Below are 24,036 nucleotides of genomic sequence, written 5' to 3'. Positions count from 1 at the left end.
TGACCGTGTTGGTGTCGCCTACCAGCTCTCCGAACGACGCTGCGATGACTTCCGGCGTCTGGCCGATGAAGTCGCCTGCGCCCATCTTGAACACGTAGGCCACGACCCAGCCAGCCACGACCGAGTAGAAGCACAAGATCAGCACGGCAGCGATCATCGAGACCCAGCCGGCTACCGACCACATGCCGGGCGCACCCGCATCAAAGGCCATCTTGCGCACCGAACCGACCGCAGAGCGGCGGGCGTGACGGCCAACCGAGAGCTCGGCCATCAGGATAGGCAGCGCGATGAAGATCACACAGGCCAGATAGATGACGATGAAAGCAGCACCGCCGTTTTCACCGGCCACGTAAGGGAAGCGCCAGAAATTGCCGAGGCCGACCGAAGACCCGATGGCCGCCATCAGAAAGCCGAAGCGTGTTCCCCAGGTGCTGTGCTCACCGCCGCCGATTGCCATATGTATTCCCCCGATAGATAGCTTTTTTGTTATGGGCTGAGTTGGCGGGGAGACTTCCCCACCAGGCCTGCAAGGTCAAGCGCGCTTAGCCGAAAAGACCAGCACCCTTGGGCGGTTCTGCTGCGCGATGGATATGCGCGCCAAGGATGAGGCCCAGCCCGATCAGCACCGTGAACATCACCGACCCGCCATAGGAAATCATCGGCAAGGGCACGCCTACTACCGGCACAAGGCCCATGACCATGGCCGTGTTGATGAAGACGTAGAGCGCGAACGTGGTGGTGACGCCCATCGTCATCAGGCGCAGGAAAACCGACCTGCAGGACATGGCGATCAATATGCAGTGACCAAGGATCAGTGCATAGAGAACCAGAACCGCGATACCGCCGACAAAGCCGAACTCCTCGCCCAGCATGGTGAAAATGAAGTCGGTCTGCTTTTCAGGCAGGAAGTTCAGATGCGCCTGCGTGCCTTGCATGTAGCCCTTGCCGGTTAGCCCCCCGGAGCCAAGCGCGATCTTTGACTGCATGATGTGATAACCCGCACCCAGCGGATCGTTCTCCGGGTTGAGGAAGGTCATCACCCGCGCACGCTGATAGTCTTCCAGGCCATAGCGCAGGAGCGTTATCGCACCCACGCCGCCAGCCACCATGCCGGGAATGATCACCTTCCAGCTGAGCCCGGCCAGGAAGACCATCACAACGCCGGTGGCACCCGTCAGCACGGCGGTCCCAAGGTCTGGCTGCTTGGCGATCAGCCCGACCGGCAGAGCCAGCATCAGGAAAGGCACGATCATGCCGCCTGGCGTCGACACCTTTTCCGGCGGCAGGTCGTGGTAATAGCGCGCCAGCGCCAGCACGAGGGCGATCTTCATGATCTCCGACGGCTGCATGCGCAACGGACCGATATCGATCCAGCGCTGAGCGCCCATGGCCGTCGCGCCAAAGAGTTCCACCATCACGAGCAGGAAAAGCGCGCCCAGATAGGCGGGGTAGGCCAGACTCATCCACAGGCGCGGCGGCATCAGCGCCACCACCAGCATGACCAGCAGGCCCGCACAGAAGCGCGTTGCGTGGCGGATGGCCCAAGGGTCCCATGCACCGCCCGCAACCGAATAGAGCATCAAGATGCCGATACAGCCCGTCAGCACGATGAGCAGCACAAAAGCCCAGTTCAGCTCGAAGAGCTTCGCCCTGAGATCACGCGGGACGGGTTGGGTAAAGACCGGCATGCCTAGCTCTCTTGCGCAAGCTGGATGGGGGCGTGGCGCGCCGCAATGATGCCGGACCGTCCGGCAGGGTCGCGCAGGACGATTTCGCGCAAGATGTCGCGCGCAGGCTGCGCCGCCGAGCGGGAACCGCCACCGCCATGCTCCACCACCAGCGCCAGCGCATAGCGCGGCGCCTCGGCAGGCGCATAGCAGATGAACAGGCCGTGATTGCGAAGGCGCCAGGGAAGATCGTCCTGATCGCGTACGCCGCGCGCACGTTCTTCGGCGCTGATCGAATAGACTTGGCTCGTCCCTGTCTTGCCGGCCATGCGCACACCTTCAATGCCCAGACCGCCCAGCGACCAGTAGGATGTGCCGCCCGGCTCGTGCACCACGCCGACATGGGCGTTGTGGACGGCAAGCAGGTGTTCCTCGGAGAAATCGAGCGGCGCGAACTCTCGCGTCCGGGTGCGCGGGTAGAGCGTTGGCTCCACCGCCCGCCCTGTCGCCATGCGCGCTGTCATCACCGCAAGCTGCAAGGGCGAGGCAAGCACCGCCCCCTGCCCAATGCCAACATTGTAGGTGTCACCCATCGTCCAGCTCTGGCCGGTGCGTGCCCGCTTCCACTGCGGGCTGGGGAAGAGCCCGCCAGCCTGCGACAGCATCGGTATGCCGACATCGAAAAGCTGGCCCAGCCCCATTTCCAGCGCAGTCTCGCGGATGCGCTCGATCCCGAGCCGGGAGGCCACCTCATAGAAATAGACATCGCACGACCCCTTTATGGCCTCGTGCATGTTCACGGCCCCATGGCCTTCCGGGCGCCAGCAATGGAAACGCCGGTTTCCAAGCTGCACCGAGCCACGGCAACTCACCCGCTCGTTTTCGCGGACCACATTATGGCGCAAGGCCGCAAGCGACATCAGGCCCTTCACGGTCGAAGCCGGGGCGTAGAGACCGTTGGTCGCCTTGTTGAAGAGGGGTCGAAGCGGGTTCTCGTTCAGGTCGGAGAACTCACGCGACGGAATGCCGAGCACGAAGAGGTTGGGATCAAACGAGGGCGTGGAGGCCATGACCACGATTTCGCCCGTGTGCACATCGACCGCCACGACCGATGCGCTCTGCGTGCCCAAACGTTCGGTCGCGTAGCGCTGGACCTCGGCATCAATGGTCAGTGCCACATCCTGACCGGGCTGTGCGGGCTGTGACTGGTCGGGCAGTTCGCGGATCACGCGGCCAAAAGCATTGACCTCGACTTTCAGTGAACCGGCAGCCCCTCTCAGTTCGGCGTCGCGGGCAATCTCCACGCCTGCCCGTCCGACGCGGAAGGCAGGATGGCGAAGCAGCGGGTCATCGCCGGCAATCTCCGGCGGCGCTGACTGCACATAGCCTGCAATATGCGCAAACGCTGCCGGCATGGGATAGGTGCGCACCTCGCCCACATCGGGCATCACGCCCGGCAATTCGGGAAGGTGAAGATTGACGCGCGAGAAGGTCTCCCAGTCGACACCTTCAGCGACGGTAACCGGCTGGAAGCGCGGCACACGTGCCAGATCCCGCAACACCCTCTCGCGGCGTGCCTCGGCTATCGGCATGTAGCGCGCCAGCCGGTCGAGCGCGACGATCGGATCGCCCGCCTGTTCGCGGATGAGATAGATCCGGTAGCTGTCGCGGTTCTCGGCAATGGTCTCGCCGAACCGGTCGAGGATGCGCCCGCGCGTCGGCAACTGGATGCGGAAGGAGAACTGGTTGTTGTCCGACAGGACGCTGTATTCGTCCTGCTGCAGGATTTGCAGATTATAGAGCTGGGCACCGATACCGGCAAAAACGGCCACGCCCCCCGCACCGACCATGAAGGTGCGTCTGTTGAACTGGGCCTGGGCTTCCTGCTTGTCGCGGCGCATGGTCGCTCTGTGTCAAACCCTCAAGAGAATGTGGTGCGTTCACGTCTGCGGGCAAACAGCCAGCAGAACGCCGGGAACACGATCAGTGTTATCACACCTTCGGTAACAAGGCTTGCCGGGTCAGCAGGCTGGCCGATGGAGAGCGATCCGGCAATCCAGGCAATGAGTGTGGCAATGGCGGTCATTACCGAGAACCGCGCCACAAGAAGGACGAACTCGCGCGAGGACGGCTCGGTAGAGCGCAGGCGCGCAATCGCAAACGCAAGCAGATAGGCAATCGCCCACATCCCCAGCGGCCCGCCGGTCAGAAGGTCCTGCAGGATACCGGTGATGAAGATGAGCCAGGGCGGCACGAAGCGCGGATGGCGCACCGACCAGATGAAGAGCGCAATCAGCGGGAAGAAGGGCGCTGGAAAGCTCTGCCCTTCTGGCAGACGCAAGGGCGCCGCAACGGCCAGCAGGCTCAGGACCAGCGTCAGCCCTATAGCCGTCAGGACTGGCCAGGTTGACTGGCGTTCCAGCGGTGTGCGCATCTAGCCGCCCTCCCCGCCATCAGAAGCGTCTTGCGCCGCAGCAGGCTCCGGCGTGTTCTCTGCCCCGGCTTCGGGAACGCCAGCGCTGGCAGCGACGGCATCTTCCTGCGGCGGATCTTGCGACTCCGCCGGGGCGGACAGGTCGTCAGTGCCAGATGCCTCCTCGGCAGGCGCAGGCACCGGCGCAAACGGCCATATCCAGATCAGATCAATCGGGGTCGCACTGGAGTAGAGAGCCACTCGCCAGACACCGCGCTGGTCCAGAACGGCCTCGCCGATGGGCAGGCCGCGCGGCAGGATATTGTCATCGCCCGAGGTGACGATGCGGTCGCCTTCACGGATATCGGGGGCGCGGCCCAGATAATCGAGGCGCGGGAAATCGGTATTGTCGCCCACCAGCATGGCACGCGCATTGGAGCGGTCTGCCATTACCGAGACACGGCTGTTCAGGTCTGTCAGCAGAAGGATGCGCGAGGATTGCGCGCCGACATCAATCATCCGGCCGACCACCCCGTAAATGTTCAAGGCCGGATAGCCCGGCGCCACCCCGTCCTCGCTGCCGACGCCCACAAGGCGGGTGCGCACGAACGGGCCACCTGTCTCGGTCACCGCCCAGGCCGTGATCCTGTCACGCGGCAGCGGCGGATCGAGATTGAGCAGTTCCTGCTGGCGGCGCATCTGCTCGGAATAGTTCAGAGCTACATCGCGCCAGGCCCGTAGTTCCGCCATTTCCTGACGCAACTCGCGTATCTCGTTGGCCAGTTCGATCTGGCGGCGCCACCACGGACCCACATTGTAGAGCCCCCGCAAGGGCTGGGCGGCGGCTTCGAGAACGGGAAGCGACAGGTCATTGAAGGCCGAACGGAACACCGTCACGGCCTCCACCCTGTCCTGAGTGCGGTCTGCCGCCAGAAGGATCGCCGACAAGGCAACGAGCACGAGGAAAATCGTCCGCGAAAAGCGGATCGTATCGTCTGCCCCCTGCCGCGCTGAACGCCATTGCGCCACCGCCCGGCACCTCCTCTAGAGAATCAACACTGCGCCGCCTACACGGCTTCGGACAGTATGGGCCGCCAAACCTTGAGATTTTCCACCGCCTTGCCACAGCCCAGCACGACGCATGACAGAGGCTCGTCGGCGAGGCTGACCGGCAGTCCGGTGCGGTCACGCAGTTCGGTGTCGAGATTGCGCAGGAGCGCGCCGCCGCCCGTCAGGACAATGCCCTTGTCCACGATATCGGCAGCCAGTTCCGGCGGTGTGGCTTCCAGCGCCTGCTTGACCGCCTCGACGATTTGCTCGACCGGCTCGGAGAGCGCATCGGCAATCATCGCCTCGGTCACCGCAATCTCGCGCGGCACGCCATTCATCAGGTCACGGCCCTTGATCTCGAGCGTGAGGCCCTCACCCTTGGGGGGTGGGCTGGCCGAGCCGATTTCCTTCTTGATGCGCTCCGCCGACGTCTCGCCGATCAGAAGGTTCGCCGAACGGCGGATATAGTTGATAATCGCCTCGTCCATCTTGTCGCCGCCTACGCGCACCGAGCGCGAATAGACGATGCCCGACAGCGACATCACGGCAACCTCGGTCGTGCCGCCACCGATATCGACGATCATCGAGCCGGTCGGCTCGTCGATGGGAAGGCCAGCGCCCACGGCTGCGGCCATTGGCTCGTCGATCAGATAGACCTTGCGCGCACCGGCGCCCAGCGCGCTTTCGTGGATGGCGCGGCGCTCAACCGCCGTAGCGCCCGAAGGCACGCAGATGACAACCTGCGGCGAGACGAAGCTGCGCCGGTTATGCACCTTGCGGATAAAGTGCGCGATCATTTCCTCGGCAACATCGAAGTCGGCAATCACGCCGTCACGCATCGGACGTATGGCCTCGACATTGCCCGGCGTCTTGCCCAGCATGAGCTTGGCTTCCGCGCCAACGGCCTGAACGTGTTTTCGTCCCTTTTCGATCTTGTAGGCGACCACGGAAGGTTCGTTGAGGACCACGCCTCGTCCCTTCACGTAGACGAGCGTATTGGCGGTGCCCAGATCGATGGCAATATCGGCGGAAAGAAGCCCGAAAACGCTGGAGAACATCGGTAAAAAAACCTGTGAGCCGGTGGCCGTAAGCCGCCTCGCCCATGCGAAGCGGAGCGCTAATGTCCCTTGTGCGATGCGCCGTCGTTTATTGCAAGTGACGACGTGCCGTCTGGAGCCTCGTCAGGTGCATGTTTCACCGCTTCGGCGTCCTGCCCGGCAGTGGTCGAACGCAGCCATTTGCGCGCCATCAGCATGGCAACAAGCCAACCGAAGGCCGTGAGTGCCAGAATGGCCGCGACCCATAGTCCGCTCCCGGACAATAGCGCGATGACGCCGCCGCCGGCAAACGTCACCAGGGCAATCTTCGGCAGGATGCCAAGCCCGGTACCGCCCAGGAAGGCGAGGAATGTCATCTGCGACACGCCGGCGGCCATGTTCACCACGATGAAGGGGGCAGACGGCACGTTGCGGATGATGGCGCTGGCCCAGAAACCGTTCTTGCCGACGAACGCGGAAATCCGGTTGACCGTATCTCCGCCATAACGGCGCACCACGTCCGCGCCCAGAAGACGGCCGGTCCAGAAATTCGCCGCCGCCGACACCATGGTCCCGGCCCAGGAATAGACGAAACCCGCCACCGGCCCGAAGGCGAGCACCGTTGCGGCAAACAGCGCAAATTGCGGCGCACCGACATAGGACAATGCAGTAAAGGCAAGGATAGTCAGGGGCAGCGCGTACCAGCGCGAGGCCGCGTCCGCGAGCCAGACCTGAATGTCGCCCGGCTCGATATTGAAGACAAAACGGCCGACGAGAAAAATCGCGATTACGAGCGCAAACAGGGCGATGGAGACGCCCACCGCCCGCGCGGCACGCACATCCATGCGGGTGAAAAAGCTGAAAATCTGGTTCATCGCGCTCTCATAGCGGTTTCAGGCGCGCCTTTCCATGCACGCTGTGTGCCTGTCTGACGTCCTATTCCAGACCGAGCGCCTTGCGCAAATAGCGCCCTGTTGCTTCCAGCTCATGTTCGCCAGCCTTCGCTCTCGCGCGAAGCAGGCTCGCACGGTCCTGTTCAAAGTCGGCCACCCAGCGTCGAGCGAAATCGCCGCTGGTCACATCGGTTACGACCTCGTCAAAGACCGGCCTGACGGCCTCGGCTATGCGGCCTTCCACGCCATGGGCACCGAACTCTGCCGTGTCGGAGATAGCTGCATACATGCCCGCAATGCCGCGCGTGTGAATCAGATCGGCGATGTATTTCAGCTCGTGGACGGTATCGATATAGGCCATGAGCGGGCTGATCCCGGCCCCAACGAGCGTCTCATAACCCTGCCTTGCCAGCGCGCACATGCCACCGACCAGCACGGCCTGTTCGCCCAGAATGTCTGCCAGCGCCTCTTCGCGGAAACTGGTCTTGAAAATGCCGGCGCGGCCACAGCCCAACGCCTTCAGATAGGCTTTTGCGATTTCCTCCGCCCGGCCCGAGGCATTGCGCTCCACCGCCCAGAACCCGGTCAGCCCGCCGCCCCGCTCGTAGCTGTCACGCACCGCGCCGCCTGGCCCCTTTGCTGCAGCAAGAATGAGGTCGCAATCGTCCGGCGCGTCGATCAGGCCGTATTCCACCGAGAAGCCGTGGCAGAAGATCAGGCCTTGGCCCGCCTTGCGGTTGGGCTTGATGTGATCGGTCCAGATGGCGCCATGCGCCTCGTCAGCCGCGAGGATGGAGAGATAGTCGACCCGCGCCGCGGCTTCATCGAGATCGACAACCTCAAACCCGTCAGCCTGCGCCTTGGCGCGTGAGGGCGAACCCGCGCGCAGCGCCACCATCACGCCGCTGACGCCGCTATCTCTCAAATTGAGAGCGTGCGACCGCCCGTGATTGCCATATCCGACGAGGGCAAGCTGACACCCGGCAAGCGGAGCCATATCGATATCGCGATCATAGAGCGCAGCGGGCAAGGTCATCGCTTTGGCCTTTCCATCTTTTCGATCAGCGCGTCGATCGCACCGGGCGAGGCACCCGGTTCGACGCGCATCCAGTCAGCATGCTGGTTTGCAAACCAGGTGAACTGGCGCTTGGCATAGCGCCTCGAGTCCGTCTTGGCCTGCACCACGGCATCTTCCAGCGGGATATCGCCATCCAGATGCGCCAGAAGCGGACGTATCCCGACCGCCTTCATGGCCGGAAGCTGGCGGTCCAGCCCGCGCGCGTACAGTGCCTTCGCCTCGTCCAGTGCGCCGGCTGCCATCATCGCATCGAAGCGCGCTTCAATGCGTGCATAGAGCGCCTGCCGGTCGCACTGTAGCGCAAGCCCGGTCCACTCATCTGGCGCAAGAAGCGGGTGCGTTTCGGCATGCAGCGCAGCCAGGGGCTTGCCGGTAGTGCGGACCAGTTCAATGAGGCGGATCAGCCTTTGCCGGTCCCCTGCCTTTATCTGGCCGGCCGCATCAGGATCAAGACGCTCGGCTTCCTCGCGAAGCGCATCCAGTCCTTTTTCCGCCAACAGTTCAGTCTCGGCACGAATAGGTGCCGGGATCTCCGGTGCGGGCGCGATGCCGTCGATCAGGCATTTGAAATAGAGGCCCGTTCCACCTGCCAGAACGACAGGAATGCCTTTTTCCCGAAGCGGTCCGGCAATCGCAAGCGCTGCCCGCGCCCACTTACCGGCCGACCAGCGCACTGACGCGTCCACCGCCCCGAAAAGATGATGCGGAACGCCGCCGCGTTCTGCCTCCGCCGGCTGGGCGGAGAGGATTTCCAGCCCGCGATAGAGCTGCATGGAATCGGCGTTGATGATATGCGCCCCGATCCGCTGCGCGAGCGCGACGCCAAGCGCCGTCTTGCCGGACGCCGTGGGCCCGCCAATCAGGATGAAGGGCGGCAAGGCCACCTCGAACGGCCCTACGGCCTCAGGCTTTGCAGGATGAACTGGCCCTGACGGTTAAGGCTGAACAGGACAGGCCGCCCGGATTCGCCCGCTGCCGTGCGGGCGATCTCGCGCGCTTCCTCGACGGTTGTCACGGGCGTCCAGGCAATCTCCTCGACGACATCTCCGACGCGTGCCTTGCCAGCAGCATCCGACCCCGGCTCGACAGCGGTGACGACAAGCCCGCGCGCATCGGGATGCAGGCGGTGGGTGCGGCGCAAGGCATCGGTGATAGGGGCAAGCGTCAGCCCGAAGAGCGTGCGCGAGGACGGCGTGACACCCGGCGTCTCCGCCTCGGCGCCCACCGGGCGCGGCGGTGCGGCTTCGGGCTCGTCCAGGCGGGCCACCTCGACCTCGAGGGTCAACGGCTCACCCCGGCGCAACACATCGACGCTGACGCGCGACCCGACGGGCGTGTCGGCAACCATGCGCGGCAGGCGGCGATCATCCGGCACCACCTCGCCATTGAAGGCGAGGATCAGGTCTCCGCGCTCGATACCGGCAGCGTAAGCGGGGCCATCCGGATCAACCCGGCTGATAATCGCGCCCCGCGGGCTGGAAAGCCCCAGCGCCTCTGCCGTGTCAGCGGTGACTGCCTGCACGTTGACACCCAGCCAGCCGCGCCGCGTCTCGCCGAAGCGGGCAAGCTGGCGCACGACCGGCTCGGCAATCGTGGAGGGAATGGAGAAGCTGATGCCGACACTGGCGCCGGTGGGCGAGAAGATAGCTGTGTTCACACCGACCACGCGCCCGTCCATGTCGAAGAGCGGGCCACCCGAATTGCCCCGGTTGATGGCCACATCGGTCTGGAGATAGTCGTCATACCGGCCGCCAATCTCGCGCCCACGCGCCGAGATCACACCGGCCGTCAGCGAACCGCCAAGACCGAACGGATTGCCGATGGCGATGACCCAGTCGCCCACCCGCGCCGCATCGGAATCGCCAAACTCGACATAGGGAAATTCACCGTCACCCCGAATGCGCAGCACCGCAAGGTCAGTTGCCGGATCAACACCGACAATGTCCGCCGGCAGGGTGCGGCCATCGGTGAACACCACCTCGACCTCGTCGGCCTCCTCGATAACATGATTATTGGTCACCACCAGACCGGAGGGATCGAATATGAAGCCCGAACCCAGAGAGTTGGCGACGCGCGGATTATCACCCAGAAGGTCGTTGAAACGCTCCAGCGGCGATCCGGGCGGAAAGGTCGGAAGGCTGGCATCGGCGCGCATGCGCTGGGCCGCCGAGATGTTCACCACGGCCGGCGACAAACGCTCGGCAAGATCACCAAAACCCTCGCGCGGCTGGGCGATCGCCGCCGGCTGCGAGAATGTGACGAGCAGGGCGGCGGCAAAGCCAGCCAGAAGGGCACGCATGAGCGACTCCGGATCAGCAAGGAAGCAAATAGCTTAACGCGATGTTTGCCGGTCGACACCCTGCTTTACAGCCGCAATATCAGCCAAGCCATTTGCCAAGTGCGACGATCACCACCCCGGCCGCCACGGCAATCAGTCCGCCCATGCGCAAGACGCCGGGAGGCGTCACAGACGCCGCCTCGGCCATCTTGCGGGCGAGCGACGGGGCTAGCGCGTAGAACAGTCCTTCGACCACCAGCACAAGTCCGATGGCGATGAACACCCACGCAAACACGGCCCCGCTACCCATGGCTAGTTCGCCGGTTCACCCGCCTGGTTCTGGAAGTAACGGAAGAACTCCGAGTCCGGGCTGATGATGATCGGCGTATTGTCACGCAGCGCCTGATCGTAGGCGAGCATGGACCGGTAGAAGGCAAAGAAGTCGGGGTCCTGGCCGTAAGCCTGAGCGAAGATGGACGTACGCTGACCGTCGCCTTCACCGCGGATGGTTTCGGCTTCCGACCGGGCGGTGGCCAGGATAACGGCCGCTTCGCGATCAGCCTCGGCGCGGATCTGGCGTGCCCGCTCCTCGCCTTGCGCGCGAATGAGTGCCGCTTCCTGCTGGCGTTCGGAACGCATACGCTCGAACACACGGTCGGTGATCTGCTGGGGCAGGTCGGCACGCAGGATGCGCACGTCAATGACCTGGATGCCGATATCCTGGGTCGCGACCTGGGCTTCTGCTGCAAGGCGGATGCGGTTCATCACCTCGGCCCGCTGGCCGGAGATAACCTCGCCTGACGGAATCGACGCGATCACGCCGCGCAGCGAGTCATCCATGATGGCCGACAGACGCTGTTGCAGGCCGCGCTCGTCGCGCACGGTCTGGAAGACCCGGAGCGGATTGACGATCCGGTAGCGCAGGAAGGCGTCGACCACCAGACGCTCCTGGTCGGCAGCCAGGATTTCGGCTGGCGCCATGTTGAACTCGACATTGCGCTTGTCGAAATAGAGCACGTCATCGACGAACGGGATCTTGAAGTGGAGGCCCGGCTCGTCATCGCCCGGCTCGTTGATCACGGCAACAGGATTGCCGAGCCGCAGGACGAGCGCGGATTCACGCTCGGACACGGTGTAGGTCGCTGCAAGGCCGACCACGACGCCGATGGCCAGAATGACCGCAAGGCTGATCAGGACAAAGCGGGGCATATCAGCGGCCTCCCGTGCTGGACGAAGAACCCGACTGGGTACGGGCAGGACTGCGATTGCCGCCCAACTGGTCAAGCGGCAGATACGGAACGGCACCGCTGCCAGCGCCATTCTGATCCAGGATGATCAGTTCGGAGCGGCCCAGAACCTGTTCCATGGTCTCAAGGAAGATGCGCCGGCGGGTCACGTCCGGTGCGAGACGGTATTCGGCATAGATCTGGTTGAAGCGCGAGGCCTGACCTTCTGCTTCGGCAATCACGCTTTCGCGGTAGCCGCGGGCTTCCTCGAGCAGGCGCACCGCGTCACCGCGCGCTTCCGGCACGACCTGGTTGGCGTGGGCGGTCGCCTGGAGGGCCGCGCGTTCGGCATCCTGACGCGCCGCGTCAACATCGCGGAACGCATCAATGACGCTGGCCGGGGCAGAGGCTTCACGCAGCTGGACCTCCAGCACCTGAATGCCGGAATCGTAGCTGGCAAGCGTGTCCTGAATGATCTGGCGGGCCCGGCGGGCAACTTCGGTCCGGCCTTGCGTGATGATGGGCTGAAGCTCGGTCGTGCCGACCACTTCGCGCATGGCACTTTCGGCGACGGCTTTCACCGTGCCTTGCGGATCACGCACATTGAACAGGAAGTCGCGCACGCCTTCCGGATAGGTCAGGTCAACGCGCCATTGCACGACGAAGTCGATCTCCACGATGTTTTCATCGCGGGTCAGCATCAGCGCTTCCTGCGGCGTGGAGCCAACCGCCACCTCGTTGGTGGTGGTCACTTCCGGCAGAAGCACGGTCTCGAAGGGCACCGGCAGCTTGAACTGCAAGCCTGCGCCGGTCGTGCGCACATATTCGCCAAAGCGCAGGACCACGCCCGCCTGCTGCGGGCCGACCACATACCAGGCAGAGCCCGGCCAGGCGAGCCAGACAAAGAAGATGCCAGCGGCAATCAGGCCGAGGCCCGGACCGCCGGAGCTCTTGCCGCCACCCGAACCACCGAACATGCGCCGGATGCGCGCCTGCAACTGGGCGACGAACTGTTCCAGATCGGGTTCGCCACCGCCCTGGCCATTGCCGGGTCCGCGCCGTCCACCGTTGGGGCCCTGCCCCCACGGGTTTTGGTTGTTGTTATTGCCACGCCGTCCGCCGCCGGAGCCCCAGGGCCCTCCGCCGCCGCCTGCATTGTCGTTCCAGGGCATGTATGTCCTCGTAACGGTAGGGAAGCTGAATGGAAGTTGCGATGATATGTGGACGGATCAGCCCTCCGGTTCAAGGGAAACCGGAACGGCTTGCAGTGGGCAAGGCGTCACACCCGCTCCAGCACCCGCACCGTGAAGCCGGCATCGTCGCCGGGCTCGGCCTCGAAACGCGTTGAACTGACCTCGCGCCACTCGAGAGGGTTGAGCATCGGAAAGTGCGCATCGCCCTCCGGCTCCAAGTCGACCTCGGTCAGATAGATGCGTGTCGTCGCAGGCAAAAGCGCGCCGTAGAGCGCTGCGCCGCCAATGAGGCAGACCTCCGACGCACCATCCTTACCGGCGATGGCCCGTGCCGCCGCGACGGCCGCGTTGGCATCATCGTAAACGGATGCTCCCTCGGCGCCGCCCAACGAACGCGAAACAACGATATTCGCCCGCCCCGGCAAGGGCTTGCGCGGCAGGCTCTCCCACGTCTTGCGGCCCATTATGACCGGCTTGCCAAGTGTCACCGCCTTGAAATTCTTCAAGTCCGACGGGATACGCCAGGGCAGGTCATTATCACGCCCGATCACGCCGTTCTTCGCGACAGCGACCACGATTGAGAGAGGGATTTCACTCACACCGCTACCGGCGCCGCAATGCCCGGATGCGGGTCATAGCCGATGATCTCTATATCCTCGTACTCGAAGGCAAAGAGGTCAGTGATTTTCGGATTTAGCCTTAGTTGCGGCAGCGGGCGAGCCTCACGGGCGAGCTGGCGCTCCACCTGCTCGACATGGTTCGAATAGATATGCGCGTCGCCAAACGTGTGGACGAATTCCCCGGGCTTCAGGCCCGTCGCCTGCGCCATCATGGCCAAGAGGAGCGCATAGCTCGCAATATTGAACGGTACGCCGAGGAACAGGTCCGCGCTGCGCTGGTAGAGCTGCAGCGACAGGCGCTCGTTGGCGACATGGAACTGGAACAGGGTATGACAGGGCGGCAGGGCCATGGACGGCACGTCCGCGGGATTCCATGCCGACAGCACGAGGCGGCGCGAGGCTGGATTGGACTTTATCTGCGCCACGAGATCAGCAAGCTGGTCGATCTCGCGCCCGTCAGGGGCCGTCCAGCGCCGCCACTGCTTGCCATAGACCGGGCCAAGCTCGCCATTCTCGTCGGCCCACTCATCCCAGATCGAAACGCCGCGCTCCTGCAGCCATTTCACATTCGTCATGCCCTTGATGAACCAGAGAAGCTCGATGGCGATGGAGCGGAAATGGACTTTCTTGGTGGTCAGCAGTGGAAACCCGTCAGCCAGATCACAGCGTATCTGGCGGCCAAACACGGTGCGCGTGCCGACGCCGGTGCGGTCATCAGACGGTGTGCCGTTCTCCATCACATCGCGCAGAAGATCGAGATACGCCGCCTCGATGCCGGGGCGGTTCGTCTGCGCGGGATGATGTTCGGCAAGGGCCATGAGGGACTCCGGGGACAATGCGTTGTGTACGATGTCCCGATTCGCCCAGATGGTTTGCCGCAGCACAACCCCGCCTTCAGTACTTATGAACAGGATTTAATTCCCCGTACATCAAATCGCGCTTGCCCAGCCCTCGTCCGGATGGCAGCTTGCCCGAACCGGAACAAATGGGGAATCTTTCAATGATTGGGTATGTAACACTTGGCACCAACGATCTTGCAAAGGCCTGTGCCTTCTACGACGCGATCGCGAAGGAACTCGACACGCCGCGCATGATGGAGTTCGACACCTTCGTGGCCTGGGGCAAGCCGGGCGGTCAGGCTGGCATCGCCGCCACCAAGCCCTTTGACGGCAATGCGGCGAGCGTCGGCAATGGTGTGATGGTCGCGCTTGAAGCGAAGGACAAGGAGCAGGTCCACCGGCTCTATGACATTGCGCTGGCCCATGGCGGCACCTGCGAGGGCAAGCCGGGCCCACGCGGCGACAATTTCTACGCGGCCTATTTCCGCGATCCCGACGGCAACAAGCTCAATGCCTTCCTGATGACTGGCCCGCTCGGCTAGGCCGGACGCGGTGATGGCGGGGTTTCAAAGCCCCGCCAGAGCCCCTATATTCAATCTCGTCCGCTTCGGCGGTCTATGGCGATAAACGTGCGTGTAATAACCAGACCGGACCCGGGTGCGATTCCCGGCGGCTCCACCAATCTCTTGTCCGCTGCGTTGGGCGGTGAGCATGGGGCCGATCAGGATCGACGGATGGGTAAAGACGTTGCTTTCGCCCGCATGGGCTCCGTTATCAGCCCATTGTTAAAGTTGCCAACGACAACTTTGCTGAAGAAGTGCGTCTCGCTGCGTAAGCAGTGCGGCCATTTCGCATCTTAAGTCCTCGGCTCTAGCAAGCCGCAGGCGGGGTTCGGGGGGCGCCTGGCAACAGAAGCCCCCCACTTTCCTTTCCCTCACCCAATTATCAGCCTGCGCGCCGCTGGAAGCGCCGCATGCGTATAAAGACCGGCAAGAGCTGTGTGAGGGCTGTGTAGAGCCCGGCTGCAAAGGCCCAGCTGAGCGGCGTGAACATGATGCCGAGCACGTCTCGGGCATCGTCCGGGCTGCCACCGAATTGAAGCACGTAAGCGCCGTTGGTCAGCTCATACAGGCCGGCTGCATCGGGCGAAATCAGGCGGGCAATTCCGGCGATCACGGCAAAGACTACAACTGCGTAAAGCAGGCCAAGCACACTGACTGCCGAGGCCGTGCCCACACCCGACATGGCGCCATAGCGCAAGGCCTCGACCACCCGGCGCGGATTGAGCGTGCGCGAGGCAAGGCGCGCCGCCTCTCCGGCGATCTCGCCTGGCAGGTAATGGCCTGGAGGGCCGATCAGTTCGAGCGCGCGGGCAACCGCATCGGCGCTGATGGCGGGCCCGCCATTGAGCGCATCGATGACCCTCAATTCCACCTCACGCCGATAGTGGCGAGCCACGCGGCGCGGCAAACGCCCCAGCAGGATGTCGGCCTCGTGCATGTAATCAGCCGCGAGCGCGCGGGCCGGTTCATGCTCAAGTTCGGTCAGCCGTTCCAATGCCTTTAGTCCCCTCGTTTTCGCGCGATTGCCAGACGCTAGCGGCAAGGCCGCAGTCAAGAAAGTCTAAGGTGAGGATTATTTGGTTGCCAGCGCTCGAAGCGCCTTAAACGGGGATGACACCCAGATGAAGACCGCCTGCCGGGCGAAGTGTCACCTGCATGGCCAACTCGACCGGGGCAGCCTCCGGCAAGGGCACAAACTCCAGATCACGCACCAGCGTTGCGAGCATGATGGTCGCCTCCATCATGGCAAAGCCCATGCCGATACACGCTCGCGGCCCTCCGCCAAAGGCGAGGAACTGGTAGCGGTCTGCCGGACGGCGGTCGCGCAGCCAGCGAGCAGGATCAAAACCGTCAGGATCATCCCACAGCCGTCGGTGACGGTGCAGGCAGTAAAAGGCCAGAAGCGCAACATCGCCCTTGCGCACCGGCCGTCCGCAAATCTCTGTCGCCCGCACGGCGCGCCGGGCCACCATGGGCGCTGGCGGGTACAGGCGCATGGCTTCTTCCAGCACCTGCCGCGTAAAATAAAGCTGACCGACATGATCGGCATTTGCCGGTGCGTCGCCCAGAACGCTTCGGGCTTCCTCACGCAGCCGCGCCTGAGCGTCTGGCTGGTTCGCGAGGAGATAAAGTGCCCAGGTCAGGGCGATCCCGGTGGTCTCATGGCCGGCCGCCACAAACGTCATCACGCTGTCGCGGATGTCTGTGTCGGAGAGCCCCTCGCCTGTCTCCTCGTCACGCACGGTCAGGAGCAGGCCCAGCAGGTCACTGCCGGGATCTGCGGCTGCCCTCCGGCGCGCGATCTGCCCTTCCACCGACTGCCGGAACACCTTGCGCGCCGCGACCGCACGCCGCGTCATCAGGCGCGGCATCCATTCCGGCACAGGCGCAAGGTCAGACAGCCGCATGCGGCCTATCTCTTCCAGCAACACCTCAATGGCGCTGCGCACCTCGGCCCGGTCAAACCCTTCGACATCGGAAAACAGGACACGCTCGATCACGGCGAAGGTCGCATCGCTCATCACGCCCATGATTTCCGGCGTTTGCGGCGCTTTCAGGCGCGTGACCGCCATCGCCGCAGCATCGGCCATGATCGGCGCGAAGGGATCAAGGCGGCGTTTTAGGAAAGCCGGCTGCAAGGTCATGCGCTGGCGCCGCCAGCTCGCCCCGTGGGCTGTCAGGATGGCATCGCCCAGCACCGGCTTCAGCATGCGCTGGATAAGAGGCGATTTTCGCCAGTCCTCGAAATTGTCCAGCAGGACCGACTTCATTTCAGCCGGTCCAGAGAGGTGATGCACCGACCGGCCAAGATAGGGTCCGGTCAGAATCGTCTGCTCGAAAAGTGGAGCCGGCAGGATGGAAAGCGGGTTTTCCCGCATCATCAGCCCGGTTTCGACCAGGTTTACCGGCCGGTCGAGCGGTGTGACGCGGGCGGGCTGGAAGCCCGGCTCATCGGGGCTGACAGGCTGGACTGGCTTGGGTTTTTCCATGCCGCGAACCTAGCGCAGGCGCGGCGCGGCGGCTACGCCCCTGAAAGCCAGCGGTGTTGACCGATTGACGCATGAACCGCGTCGGCTAGGCTCTGGGGTGAAAGCTCAAGGCAGGGGGAGACGCGGTGAGCAAGGACCTGATGCGGTATGACCGGCTGGCGCAAGATGCGCTGCGCGGTGTGGTCCGTCAGGCCCTCACCCGCGCAGGCAGCCCCGAAGGCCTGCCCGGCGCCCACCATTTCTACATCTCCTTCAAGACATCGGATCCGGGCTGCGACGTTGATCCAAGCCTCGCCGAAGCCTATCCGGACGAGATGACGGTCGTCCTGGAACACCAGTTCTGGGACCTGTCCGCCGAGGAAGAGTTTTTCGAAGTGACGCTGAAATTTGGCGGCGTGCCAAAATATCTCAAAGTGCCCTACCGGGCTATCACACGCTTCCATGACCCGGCGGTCGGTTTCCACCTGCACTTCGACTATGAAGCACCAGATGCCGCCAACACAGCCGCGCCGGCCGCTGCGAGCGCAGGCGGAGCCGAGGAAGGCACGGTCGTCAGCCTGGATGCCTTCCGCAAGAAGGACTGAGGCGTCTCAGAACAGGCGCATCAGCCGGAACAGCGCGACCTGAATCCCGGCAATCACCACCAGAACACCTGACACGATGGCAAAGGCCCAGGGGTTACCTTCGCCCGGTATGCCCCCGACATTGATGCCGAGCAGCCCTGTCAGAAGACCCAGCGGCAGGAATATCGCCGCCACCACCGATAGCAGCAGCGTATAGCGGTTCATCTTCTCGGCGCGCGCTTCGGCGATCTGGTCCTGCACCACGCTTGCGCGTTCACGTACCACTTCCAGCTCCTCAAGGATGCGGGTGGTCTTGTCAGCCGCCTCGCGAATGCGCGTGCGGTCCTTCTCGTTGAGCCAGCTGAGATCCTCGATGCCAAGCGTGGTGAGCGCATCGCGCTGCGGGCCGATATGGCGGCGCAGCCTTATGGCGCGGCGGCGCAAATCGGCCAGCGCGCCGCGTTCCATCTCCTCGCCATCGAGCAAAGCATCCTCGAACGTGTCGATTTCCTCGTGGAGTTCGGCGACGGACGGCTCCATCCGGTCAGCGAGGCGCTGGACCAGTTTCGCCACAAGCTCGCCAGGGCTCGACGGCGCGAGGCCTCGCTCGATGGCGCCCACAAGGTCACCTACCGCGCGAAGCGGACGCACCCAGACGCCAATCACGCGCGAGCGCTCCACCCACAGGCGGACCGACACCATGTCCTCCGGCTCGGCGCCCTCCATCAGGTTGACGCCCCGCAAGATGATGATAGCGCCGTCAGCATGTACGGTGCAGCGCGGGCGTGTGTCTTCAGCCAGCAGAGCCGCAATCAGCACCGGGTCCAGACCGCTTGCCTCTTCAAGCCAAGTGGCCGTGCGCGGATCACCGCGTTGCAAATGCACCCAGACGAAAGGCGGGCGGGCCTTGCCGCGGCTCTCGGGCTTCGCCTCTTCGCCCGCGCCGTCTGCGGCAGCGGCCAGATCCGCGGGTTCAGCCGCGCCGCGCCCGTCCATGGCAAAGCACAGGACCGGAGGCAGAAGGGCGGGAGCCCTCTCGGTGTCAGTGGGGACCATGAACGGCCCTCCCGGCGGTAGAGGCGTCAGGCAGCCGCAGGCACCAGCGGCACGGCGCGCACGCGCACCCGCGCCCGCTCTCCCAGCACCTTCTCGACATGCAGGCGCTCGACCTGGCTGTCATCGTGGAAGACCACGCCGGTCAGCGCGTCGAGCACAGCCTTGGCGACATTGTCGACATCATGCACAGGCGAGTTTTCCGTACGCTCGATGATGATGGTGACCTCGTAGGGGCCCCATTTCGGACGCACACGCTTGAATTCGGTACGGAAAAACTCCCCGATCAGCGACTTGAACCGGCGCGACTGCGAGGTCAGCGCATCGACGCGCAGGTGAAGCGATCCGTTCGGCGTGGCAGCCTGCACTTTCCCTCTCCCGGCCCAATCGAGGCCATCATCCTGCAGCGTGTAGTGATCGGCGGCTTGATCCGTCATGGCCCGATGCTACACACCCGATTCGTCACATTCACCAGTGTCGGCGCGCTTGCCCCGTCTTGCAAGCCGTGGCGGCGCTACACACACCTTGCGAGGCATCCATGACCGCAATGCGCACCGAGACCGATTCCTTTGGGCCGCTTCAGGTTCCCGCCGACAAGTATTACGGCGCGCAGACCGCCCGCTCCCTGATCAATTTCAAGATTGGCGGCCAGACGATGCCGACCCCGCTGGTGCGCGCGCTCGGCGTCGTCAAGCATTGCGCGGCCAAGGCCAACATGTCGCTGGGCAACATGGACGAGAAACTCGGCAAGGCGATTGCCGCCGCAGCGCTGGAAGTCGCCGAGGGCAAGCTGGACGACCACTTCCCGCTCGTCGTCTGGCAGACCGGGTCAGGCACCCAGTCCAACATGAATGCCAACGAGGTGATCTCGAACCGCGCAATCGAGATGCTGGGCGGCGAGATGGGCTCCAAAGACCCCGTCCACCCCAATGACCACGTGAACCGTTCCCAGTCGTCCAACGACACCTTCCCGACCGCGACCCATATCGCGGCCGCGCGGGAGTTTCACGGCACGCTGATCCCCGCCCTTCTGGTGCTGCGCAACGCGCTGAACGACAAGGCGAACGCCTTCAAGGACGTCATCAAGATCGGCCGCACCCACCTGATGGATGCAACGCCCCTGACGCTGGGTCAGGAGTTTTCGGCCTATGTCGCCATGGTCGATAATGGTATCCGCCGCGTGCAGGCGGCGCTGCCGGCGCTCTATGAGCTGGCGCAAGGCGGCACGGCGGTCGGCACGGGCCTCAACGCCAAGCCGGGCTTCGATGTGGCCTTTGCCGAGGAAGTCGCGAGCCTCACCGGCCTGCCCTTCATCACGGCTCCGAACAAGTTCGAGGCGCTGTCGACCAAGGATGCGCTCGTGGAGGCCCACGGCGCGCTGAACTCCCTGGCCGTATCGCTGTTCAAGATCGCCAACGACATCCGGCTTCTGGGCTCCGGCCCGCGCTGCGGCATCGGCGAATTGTCCCTGCCGGAGAACGAGCCGGGCTCGTCCATCATGCCCGGCAAGGTGAACCCCACCCAGTGCGAGGCCATGACGATGGTCTGCACGCAGGTCATGGGCAATAACGCCGCCGTCACCTTTGCCGGCAGCCAGGGCCATTTCCAGCTGAACGTCTTCAAGCCGGTGATGATCTACAACGTCCTCACCTCGACCCGTCTTCTGGCCGATGCCGCGATCAGCTTCACCGAGAACTGCGTGGTCGGGATCGAGGCCAACGAGGCACGCATTGCCGACATCATGGAGCGTTCGCTCATGCTTGTGACGGCACTCGCGCCGAAGATCGGCTACGACAACGCAACCACCGTCGCCAAGACCGCCCACAAGAACGGCACCACCTTGCGCGAGGAAGCCATCCGGCTCGGCTTCGTGACGTCAGCGGAGTTCGACGAGGTCGTGCGCCCCGAACAGATGATCGGCCCGCGCTAGTGGCCGAACTCGTCAATCTGCGTACCGCGCGCAAGCGCAAGGCCCGCGAGGCGGCAGCGAAGGACGCTGCCGCCAACCGCGCCGCCCATGGTCAGACGAAGGCTGAAAAGCTCAAGCGAAAAGCCGAAACGGACAAGGCCGCACGCGATCTTGACGGCAAGAAGCGGGAATAGTGGGCCCTACTTCGCCCTGAGGCTCGAAATCGTCCGGCCCGGCGCAATCTCCTCCACATCGCAGATCAGGTGCAGGAGTGCGGGCTTGCCGCAGGTCCTCGCCTGCTCGAAGGCCGCCGGGAACTCATCGAAGGATTCCACCCGGATGCCTTCACACCCGAAGCTCTTTGCGAAGGCAACAAAATCGGGGTTCTTCAGAACGGTGCCCGACACCCGGCCTGGATACTCGCGCTCCTGGTGCATGCGGATCGTGCCGTAAGCGCCATTATCGGCAACGATGAAGATGACGTTCGCGCCGTATTGTGCGGCCGTTGCCAGTTCCTGACCGCACATCAGGAAACAGCCATCACCATTGACCGACACAACCAGCGAGTCCGGTTTGGCGATCTTGGCCGCCACACCCGCCGGAACACCATAGCCCATTGCGCCGGAGGTCGGGCCAAGCTGGGTGCGGCAATGACGGTGACGGTAGAAGCGATGAAGCCACGCCGCGTAATTGCCCGCCCCGTTCGTGATGATCGCGTTCTCGGGCAGATTGTCCGATAGCCAGCAGAACATTTTAGACAGGTTGAAACCACTCTTGATCTCGACGGCGGAAGAGAATTCCAGAAACTCCTCGTGCGCCGAAGCGGCTTCGCCTGTCCAGGCACTGGAATCCACCTTGATGTGCGAAAGCGCATCGGCCGCCGCTGCGACCGTCGCATTGATGGCAAGATCGGGCTGGTAGACGCGGCCCAGTTCCTGCGCACCAGGGTGAATGTGGACGAGGGTCTGCCCCTCAAGCACCGGCGGCTTCAGGATGGAATAGCCCGAGGTCGTCATTTCTCCCAGGCGCGGCCCGAACACGATCAGCAGATCGGCCGATTTCACCCGCGCCACCAGCTTGGGGTTCGGCGCGACGCCCAGATCGCCCGCATAGTTCGGACCCATATTGTTATAATGGTCCTTGGACCGGAACGAGCAGGCCACCGGCAGGGCGTTGTTCTCGGCAAAGCGGCGCGCCTTCTCGGCGGTCTCGCCGCTCCACTTGGTGCCGCCAAACACCACGAAGGGCCGCTTGGCCTGTGCCAGCAGGCTTTCCAGTTTCGCTATGTCACCCGGCGCGGGCGCGGCATGAGCCACCTCGACCCGGCGGATGGCAGGCGCCTCGGCAACCTCGGTCAGCATGTCTTCAGGCAATGCCAGCACGACCGGCCCCGGACGGCCATTCATCGCCGTCGCAAAGGCACGCGCCATGTATTCCGGCACGCGGGCGGGATCGTTGATCTCCGCCACCCATTTGCACTGGTCGCGGAAGAAATGCGTGTAATCGATTTCCTGAAAGGCCTCCCGGTCCTTCATGTCACGCGCGATCTGCCCGATCAGCAGGATCATCGGTGTCGAATCCTGAAAGGCCGTATGCACGCCGACGCTCGCCTGCGTCGCGCCGGGGCCGCGCGTGACCATGCAGATGCCCGGACGTCCGGTCAGCTTGCCATGGGCCTCGGCCATGTTGGCCGCGCCCGCCTCCTGACGGCAGGTAATGAAGCGGAAATCCTTGCCCTTCTCGTAAACGGCATCCAGCAGAGCCAGATAGCTCTCCCCCGGCACACCGAATGCAAGATCGGCTCCGTTGGCCAGAAGCGCGTCGGCAAGATGTTGGGCACCGGTCTGACGGGGCATGGGACATTTCCTTTCAGAAAATTTTTTCGTGCTGACTGCTAGCGATGTCGCGCAGGCGGAACAAGAGGCAGATGAAGCCGCGCCCCTGATCAGGCGAGCTAGTCCTCGATGGCGGCAACCAGCTGATCGAAGAAGTCCAGCATGACGGCACCATCAATCCAGCGCACCACGGCAACCAGATCATGGTCCGGGCTGACAAAGACGATATTGGTACCCGCGCCCAGGTGGAAATAGGCGTTCTCCGGCAAGCCCTCCGAATGGTAGCGGCTGCCCTGTCCGGTCAGGAAGAAGTTCATGTAGCCATAACCGGGATTGTGCTCGCCCGGGGTCAGCGCTGCCTCATAGAAGCGCTCGCTGAGGATGCGCTCTCCGTCCCAGACACCGCGATTGAGGTCGAGAAGGCCGAGCCGGGCCATGTCGTAGGCATCGATGAACATGCCCCCACCCCAATGTCCGCCTCCCGAGACAGAGAGCATACGCTCCCCGTCAATCTCCGCATAGCTGTTGGCGTAGCCATGCCAGACCCAGCCATCCGACGCACCGATCGGATCCATGATCCGCTCGCGCAGCACATCGGGCAGTTCCCGGCGGAATACGTGCGTTGCGGCAAGCGCCAGCGCATTCACGCGCACATCATTGTACTCATAGGCGCTGCCGGGCGAAGGCGGGCCGGCTACCAGATCGTCGTAGGCGTTCTCGCCCGGACGGTCGGCCCAGGCCGGCTTGCCCCACAGCTCGCCCCACCAGCCGCTGGTCTGGCGCAGCATCTGGTCCCAGCTGATCGGCGCATTGTGCCCGGTGTGAAAACGCTCATCGGGAACTTGCGCCGAAACGGGCATGTGAACATCGCCGATAAGACCATCATCCATGGCAATACCGACCACGTGTGAAAGGAAGGTCTTGGTGACCGAGAACGTCATGTCGACACGTTCCGGCTCGCCCCATTCCGCCACGATACGCCCGCCGCGCACGATGAGGCCTGAGGGCTCGCCCCGGTCCGCTAGCGGGCCCAGCGGATCGGAATAGGGTTCTGCCGACCATTGCAGCGGCACCATGATGGTAAGCTCGCGCGCACTGACCACATCGCCGAGGGGAGACTCGTTGCGGGTCTCGTTGGCAATGGCAAAATCAATCGCCGCCTGAAGGGCGCCGGCATCGAAACCGGCTTCTTGCGCCGTCGTGCGTTCCCAGTTTTCCGCACCCTCTGGCGGAAAATAGTCCTGCGCAGCTGCCAGCGGGGCAGAACCCAGCAAGAAAGCCGGGGCCAGCACTGCCGAAATCAGGGTGGTCTTCATTGCCTTGCCTCGCC

At 63.8% G+C, this 24,036-nt stretch carries 24 protein-coding genes, 1 other RNA gene and 1 pseudogene; 5 read left to right on the top strand and 21 right to left on the bottom strand.

The annotated features are described in order from the left end of the window. The 15 genes and pseudogenes from ACTS2Z_RS05315 to ACTS2Z_RS05245 all read right to left on the bottom strand — a co-directional run. A pseudogene (locus tag ACTS2Z_RS05315) lies at positions 1–457 on the bottom strand (sodium-dependent transporter); the annotation flags it as partial. 85 nt (positions 458–542) lie between these two features. After that, the gene (gene rodA, locus ACTS2Z_RS05310) at positions 543–1,688 is read right to left on the bottom strand and encodes a rod shape-determining protein RodA (protein ID WP_442572184.1); all 1,146 of its coding nucleotides are present in this window, start codon (positions 1,686–1,688) and stop codon (positions 543–545) included. A gap of 2 nt (positions 1,689–1,690) precedes the next feature. Further along, a complete protein-coding gene (mrdA, locus tag ACTS2Z_RS05305; RefSeq protein ID WP_442572183.1) occupies positions 1,691–3,568 on the bottom strand; it encodes a penicillin-binding protein 2 in 1,878 nt (625 codons plus the stop codon). A gap of 20 nt (positions 3,569–3,588) precedes the next feature. Further along, on the bottom strand, positions 3,589–4,101 hold the full coding sequence (gene mreD, locus ACTS2Z_RS05300) for a rod shape-determining protein MreD (RefSeq protein WP_442572182.1): 513 nt from the start codon (positions 4,099–4,101) through the stop codon (positions 3,589–3,591). Beyond that, positions 4,102–5,109, bottom strand: a complete 1,008-nt coding sequence (mreC, locus tag ACTS2Z_RS05295; RefSeq protein WP_442572181.1) for a rod shape-determining protein MreC — start codon at positions 5,107–5,109, stop codon at positions 4,102–4,104. A gap of 38 nt (positions 5,110–5,147) precedes the next feature. Beyond that, complete coding sequence (locus ACTS2Z_RS05290; protein WP_442572180.1) at positions 5,148–6,188, bottom strand: rod shape-determining protein; 1,041 nt, start codon at positions 6,186–6,188, stop codon at positions 5,148–5,150. A gap of 59 nt (positions 6,189–6,247) precedes the next feature. Continuing rightward, entirely contained in the window at positions 6,248–7,042 is a 795-nt protein-coding gene (locus ACTS2Z_RS05285; protein ID WP_442572179.1) for a TVP38/TMEM64 family protein, read from the bottom strand. A 61-nt stretch (positions 7,043–7,103) separates the two neighbouring features. Beyond that, entirely contained in the window at positions 7,104–8,096 is a 993-nt protein-coding gene (gene ilvC, locus ACTS2Z_RS05280) for a ketol-acid reductoisomerase (protein WP_442572178.1), read from the bottom strand. Then, the gene (gene miaA, locus ACTS2Z_RS05275) at positions 8,093–9,022 is read right to left on the bottom strand and encodes a tRNA (adenosine(37)-N6)-dimethylallyltransferase MiaA (RefSeq protein WP_442572177.1); all 930 of its coding nucleotides are present in this window, start codon (positions 9,020–9,022) and stop codon (positions 8,093–8,095) included. The genes ilvC and miaA overlap by 4 nt, the downstream gene beginning before the upstream one ends. Before the next feature lie 11 nt (positions 9,023–9,033). Beyond that, positions 9,034–10,437, bottom strand: a complete 1,404-nt coding sequence (locus tag ACTS2Z_RS05270; protein ID WP_442572176.1) for a trypsin-like peptidase domain-containing protein — start codon at positions 10,435–10,437, stop codon at positions 9,034–9,036. A 79-nt stretch (positions 10,438–10,516) separates the two neighbouring features. Continuing rightward, entirely contained in the window at positions 10,517–10,726 is a 210-nt protein-coding gene (locus tag ACTS2Z_RS05265; protein ID WP_442572175.1) for a DUF2065 domain-containing protein, read from the bottom strand. A gap of 2 nt (positions 10,727–10,728) precedes the next feature. After that, positions 10,729–11,625 (bottom strand): protease modulator HflC, encoded by an 897-nt coding sequence (hflC, locus tag ACTS2Z_RS05260; RefSeq protein WP_442572174.1) that lies wholly within the window; start codon positions 11,623–11,625, stop codon positions 10,729–10,731. A gap of 1 nt (position 11,626) precedes the next feature. Continuing rightward, positions 11,627–12,814, bottom strand: coding sequence for an FtsH protease activity modulator HflK (hflK, locus tag ACTS2Z_RS05255; RefSeq protein WP_442572173.1), 1,188 nt, complete (start codon positions 12,812–12,814; stop codon positions 11,627–11,629). 107 nt (positions 12,815–12,921) lie between these two features. After that, complete coding sequence (locus ACTS2Z_RS05250) at positions 12,922–13,434, bottom strand: dihydrofolate reductase (RefSeq protein WP_442572172.1); 513 nt, start codon at positions 13,432–13,434, stop codon at positions 12,922–12,924. Further along, positions 13,431–14,273 (bottom strand): thymidylate synthase, encoded by an 843-nt coding sequence (locus ACTS2Z_RS05245; protein WP_442572171.1) that lies wholly within the window; start codon positions 14,271–14,273, stop codon positions 13,431–13,433. The genes ACTS2Z_RS05250 and ACTS2Z_RS05245 overlap by 4 nt, the downstream gene beginning before the upstream one ends. A 182-nt stretch (positions 14,274–14,455) precedes the next feature. On the opposite strand from ACTS2Z_RS05245, the gene ACTS2Z_RS05240 reads away from it, so the two are divergent. Then, positions 14,456–14,836: a VOC family protein gene (locus ACTS2Z_RS05240; RefSeq protein ID WP_442572170.1), complete on the top strand. Its 381-nt coding sequence runs from the start codon at positions 14,456–14,458 to the stop codon at positions 14,834–14,836. An 18-nt stretch (positions 14,837–14,854) separates the two neighbouring features. Continuing rightward, positions 14,855–15,218: a transfer-messenger RNA gene (ssrA, locus tag ACTS2Z_RS05235) on the top strand. A 21-nt stretch (positions 15,219–15,239) separates the two neighbouring features. Here the strand turns inward: ssrA and ACTS2Z_RS05230 are convergent. Continuing rightward, on the bottom strand, positions 15,240–15,851 hold the full coding sequence (locus ACTS2Z_RS05230; protein ID WP_442572169.1) for a hypothetical protein: 612 nt from the start codon (positions 15,849–15,851) through the stop codon (positions 15,240–15,242). A gap of 106 nt (positions 15,852–15,957) precedes the next feature. Further along, positions 15,958–17,346 carry a cytochrome P450 gene (locus ACTS2Z_RS05225; protein WP_442572168.1) on the bottom strand — a complete coding sequence of 463 codons (1,389 nt, stop codon included), beginning with the start codon at positions 17,344–17,346 and terminating at the stop codon, positions 15,958–15,960. Positions 17,347–17,486: 140 nt separating this feature from the next. On the opposite strand from ACTS2Z_RS05225, the gene ACTS2Z_RS05220 reads away from it, so the two are divergent. Continuing rightward, on the top strand, positions 17,487–17,930 hold the full coding sequence (locus ACTS2Z_RS05220; RefSeq protein WP_442572185.1) for an SspB family protein: 444 nt from the start codon (positions 17,487–17,489) through the stop codon (positions 17,928–17,930). Between the two features lie 6 nt (positions 17,931–17,936). Here ACTS2Z_RS05220 and ACTS2Z_RS05215 read toward each other — a convergent pair whose 3' ends face one another. Next, positions 17,937–18,965: a zinc transporter ZntB gene (locus ACTS2Z_RS05215; protein ID WP_442572167.1), complete on the bottom strand. Its 1,029-nt coding sequence runs from the start codon at positions 18,963–18,965 to the stop codon at positions 17,937–17,939. A 26-nt stretch (positions 18,966–18,991) separates the two neighbouring features. Beyond that, a complete protein-coding gene (locus tag ACTS2Z_RS05210; RefSeq protein WP_442572166.1) occupies positions 18,992–19,399 on the bottom strand; it encodes a RusA family crossover junction endodeoxyribonuclease in 408 nt (135 codons plus the stop codon). Between the two features lie 101 nt (positions 19,400–19,500). Between ACTS2Z_RS05210 and fumC the strand changes: the two genes are divergently transcribed. Together fumC and ACTS2Z_RS05200 are read left to right on the top strand one after the other, a co-directional pair. Continuing rightward, positions 19,501–20,892 carry a class II fumarate hydratase gene (gene fumC, locus ACTS2Z_RS05205; protein ID WP_442572165.1) on the top strand — a complete coding sequence of 464 codons (1,392 nt, stop codon included), beginning with the start codon at positions 19,501–19,503 and terminating at the stop codon, positions 20,890–20,892. Further along, positions 20,892–21,065 carry a DUF4169 family protein gene (locus tag ACTS2Z_RS05200; RefSeq protein WP_442572164.1) on the top strand — a complete coding sequence of 58 codons (174 nt, stop codon included), beginning with the start codon at positions 20,892–20,894 and terminating at the stop codon, positions 21,063–21,065. Before fumC ends, ACTS2Z_RS05200 begins: the two co-directional genes overlap by 1 nt. Positions 21,066–21,071: 6 nt before the next feature. Here the strand turns inward: ACTS2Z_RS05200 and ACTS2Z_RS05195 are convergent, their stop codons facing one another. Both ACTS2Z_RS05195 and ACTS2Z_RS05190 read right to left on the bottom strand, forming a co-directional pair. Further along, positions 21,072–22,727: a thiamine pyrophosphate-binding protein gene (locus tag ACTS2Z_RS05195; RefSeq protein ID WP_442572163.1), complete on the bottom strand. Its 1,656-nt coding sequence runs from the start codon at positions 22,725–22,727 to the stop codon at positions 21,072–21,074. 98 nt (positions 22,728–22,825) lie between these two features. Further along, the coding region (locus ACTS2Z_RS05190; protein ID WP_442572162.1) for a serine hydrolase domain-containing protein at positions 22,826–24,036 on the bottom strand (1,211 nt) is incomplete at its 5' end.

The organism is Glycocaulis sp., assembly GCF_052168375.1.
Lineage (GTDB): Bacteria > Pseudomonadota > Alphaproteobacteria > Caulobacterales > Maricaulaceae > Glycocaulis.
The sequence above is the reverse complement of the archived record's forward strand: the minus strand, read 5'-3'. Positions and strand labels throughout refer to the sequence as shown.

Bases quoted from the DNA above. Each gene is read 5' to 3' on its own strand.
- ACTS2Z_RS05290 (WP_442572180.1), bottom strand. From the start codon at position 6,188: ATGTTCTCCAGCGTTTTCGGGCTTCTTTCCGCCGATATTGCCATCGAT.
- hflC (WP_442572174.1), bottom strand. From the start codon at position 11,625: ATGCCCCGCTTTGTCCTGATCAGCCTTGCGGTCATTCTGGCCATCGGC.
- ACTS2Z_RS05265 (WP_442572175.1), bottom strand. From the start codon at position 10,726: ATGGGTAGCGGGGCCGTGTTTGCGTGGGTGTTCATCGCCATCGGACTT.
- fumC (WP_442572165.1), top strand. From the start codon at position 19,501: ATGACCGCAATGCGCACCGAGACCGATTCCTTTGGGCCGCTTCAGGTT.
- ACTS2Z_RS05240 (WP_442572170.1), top strand. From the start codon at position 14,456: ATGATTGGGTATGTAACACTTGGCACCAACGATCTTGCAAAGGCCTGT.
- ACTS2Z_RS05195 (WP_442572163.1), bottom strand. From the start codon at position 22,727: ATGCCCCGTCAGACCGGTGCCCAACATCTTGCCGACGCGCTTCTGGCC.
- mreD (WP_442572182.1), bottom strand. From the start codon at position 4,101: ATGCGCACACCGCTGGAACGCCAGTCAACCTGGCCAGTCCTGACGGCT.
- rodA (WP_442572184.1), bottom strand. From the start codon at position 1,688: ATGCCGGTCTTTACCCAACCCGTCCCGCGTGATCTCAGGGCGAAGCTC.
- ACTS2Z_RS05225 (WP_442572168.1), bottom strand. From the start codon at position 17,346: ATGGAAAAACCCAAGCCAGTCCAGCCTGTCAGCCCCGATGAGCCGGGC.
- ACTS2Z_RS05220 (WP_442572185.1), top strand. From the start codon at position 17,487: ATGCGGTATGACCGGCTGGCGCAAGATGCGCTGCGCGGTGTGGTCCGT.
- ACTS2Z_RS05285 (WP_442572179.1), bottom strand. From the start codon at position 7,042: ATGAACCAGATTTTCAGCTTTTTCACCCGCATGGATGTGCGTGCCGCG.
- ACTS2Z_RS05210 (WP_442572166.1), bottom strand. From the start codon at position 19,399: ATGACGGATCAAGCCGCCGATCACTACACGCTGCAGGATGATGGCCTC.
- ACTS2Z_RS05270 (WP_442572176.1), bottom strand. From the start codon at position 10,437: ATGCGTGCCCTTCTGGCTGGCTTTGCCGCCGCCCTGCTCGTCACATTC.
- ilvC (WP_442572178.1), bottom strand. From the start codon at position 8,096: ATGACCTTGCCCGCTGCGCTCTATGATCGCGATATCGATATGGCTCCG.
- ACTS2Z_RS05215 (WP_442572167.1), bottom strand. From the start codon at position 18,965: ATGGTCCCCACTGACACCGAGAGGGCTCCCGCCCTTCTGCCTCCGGTC.
- mrdA (WP_442572183.1), bottom strand. From the start codon at position 3,568: ATGCGCCGCGACAAGCAGGAAGCCCAGGCCCAGTTCAACAGACGCACC.
- hflK (WP_442572173.1), bottom strand. From the start codon at position 12,814: ATGCCCTGGAACGACAATGCAGGCGGCGGCGGAGGGCCCTGGGGCTCC.
- ACTS2Z_RS05245 (WP_442572171.1), bottom strand. From the start codon at position 14,273: ATGGCCCTTGCCGAACATCATCCCGCGCAGACGAACCGCCCCGGCATC.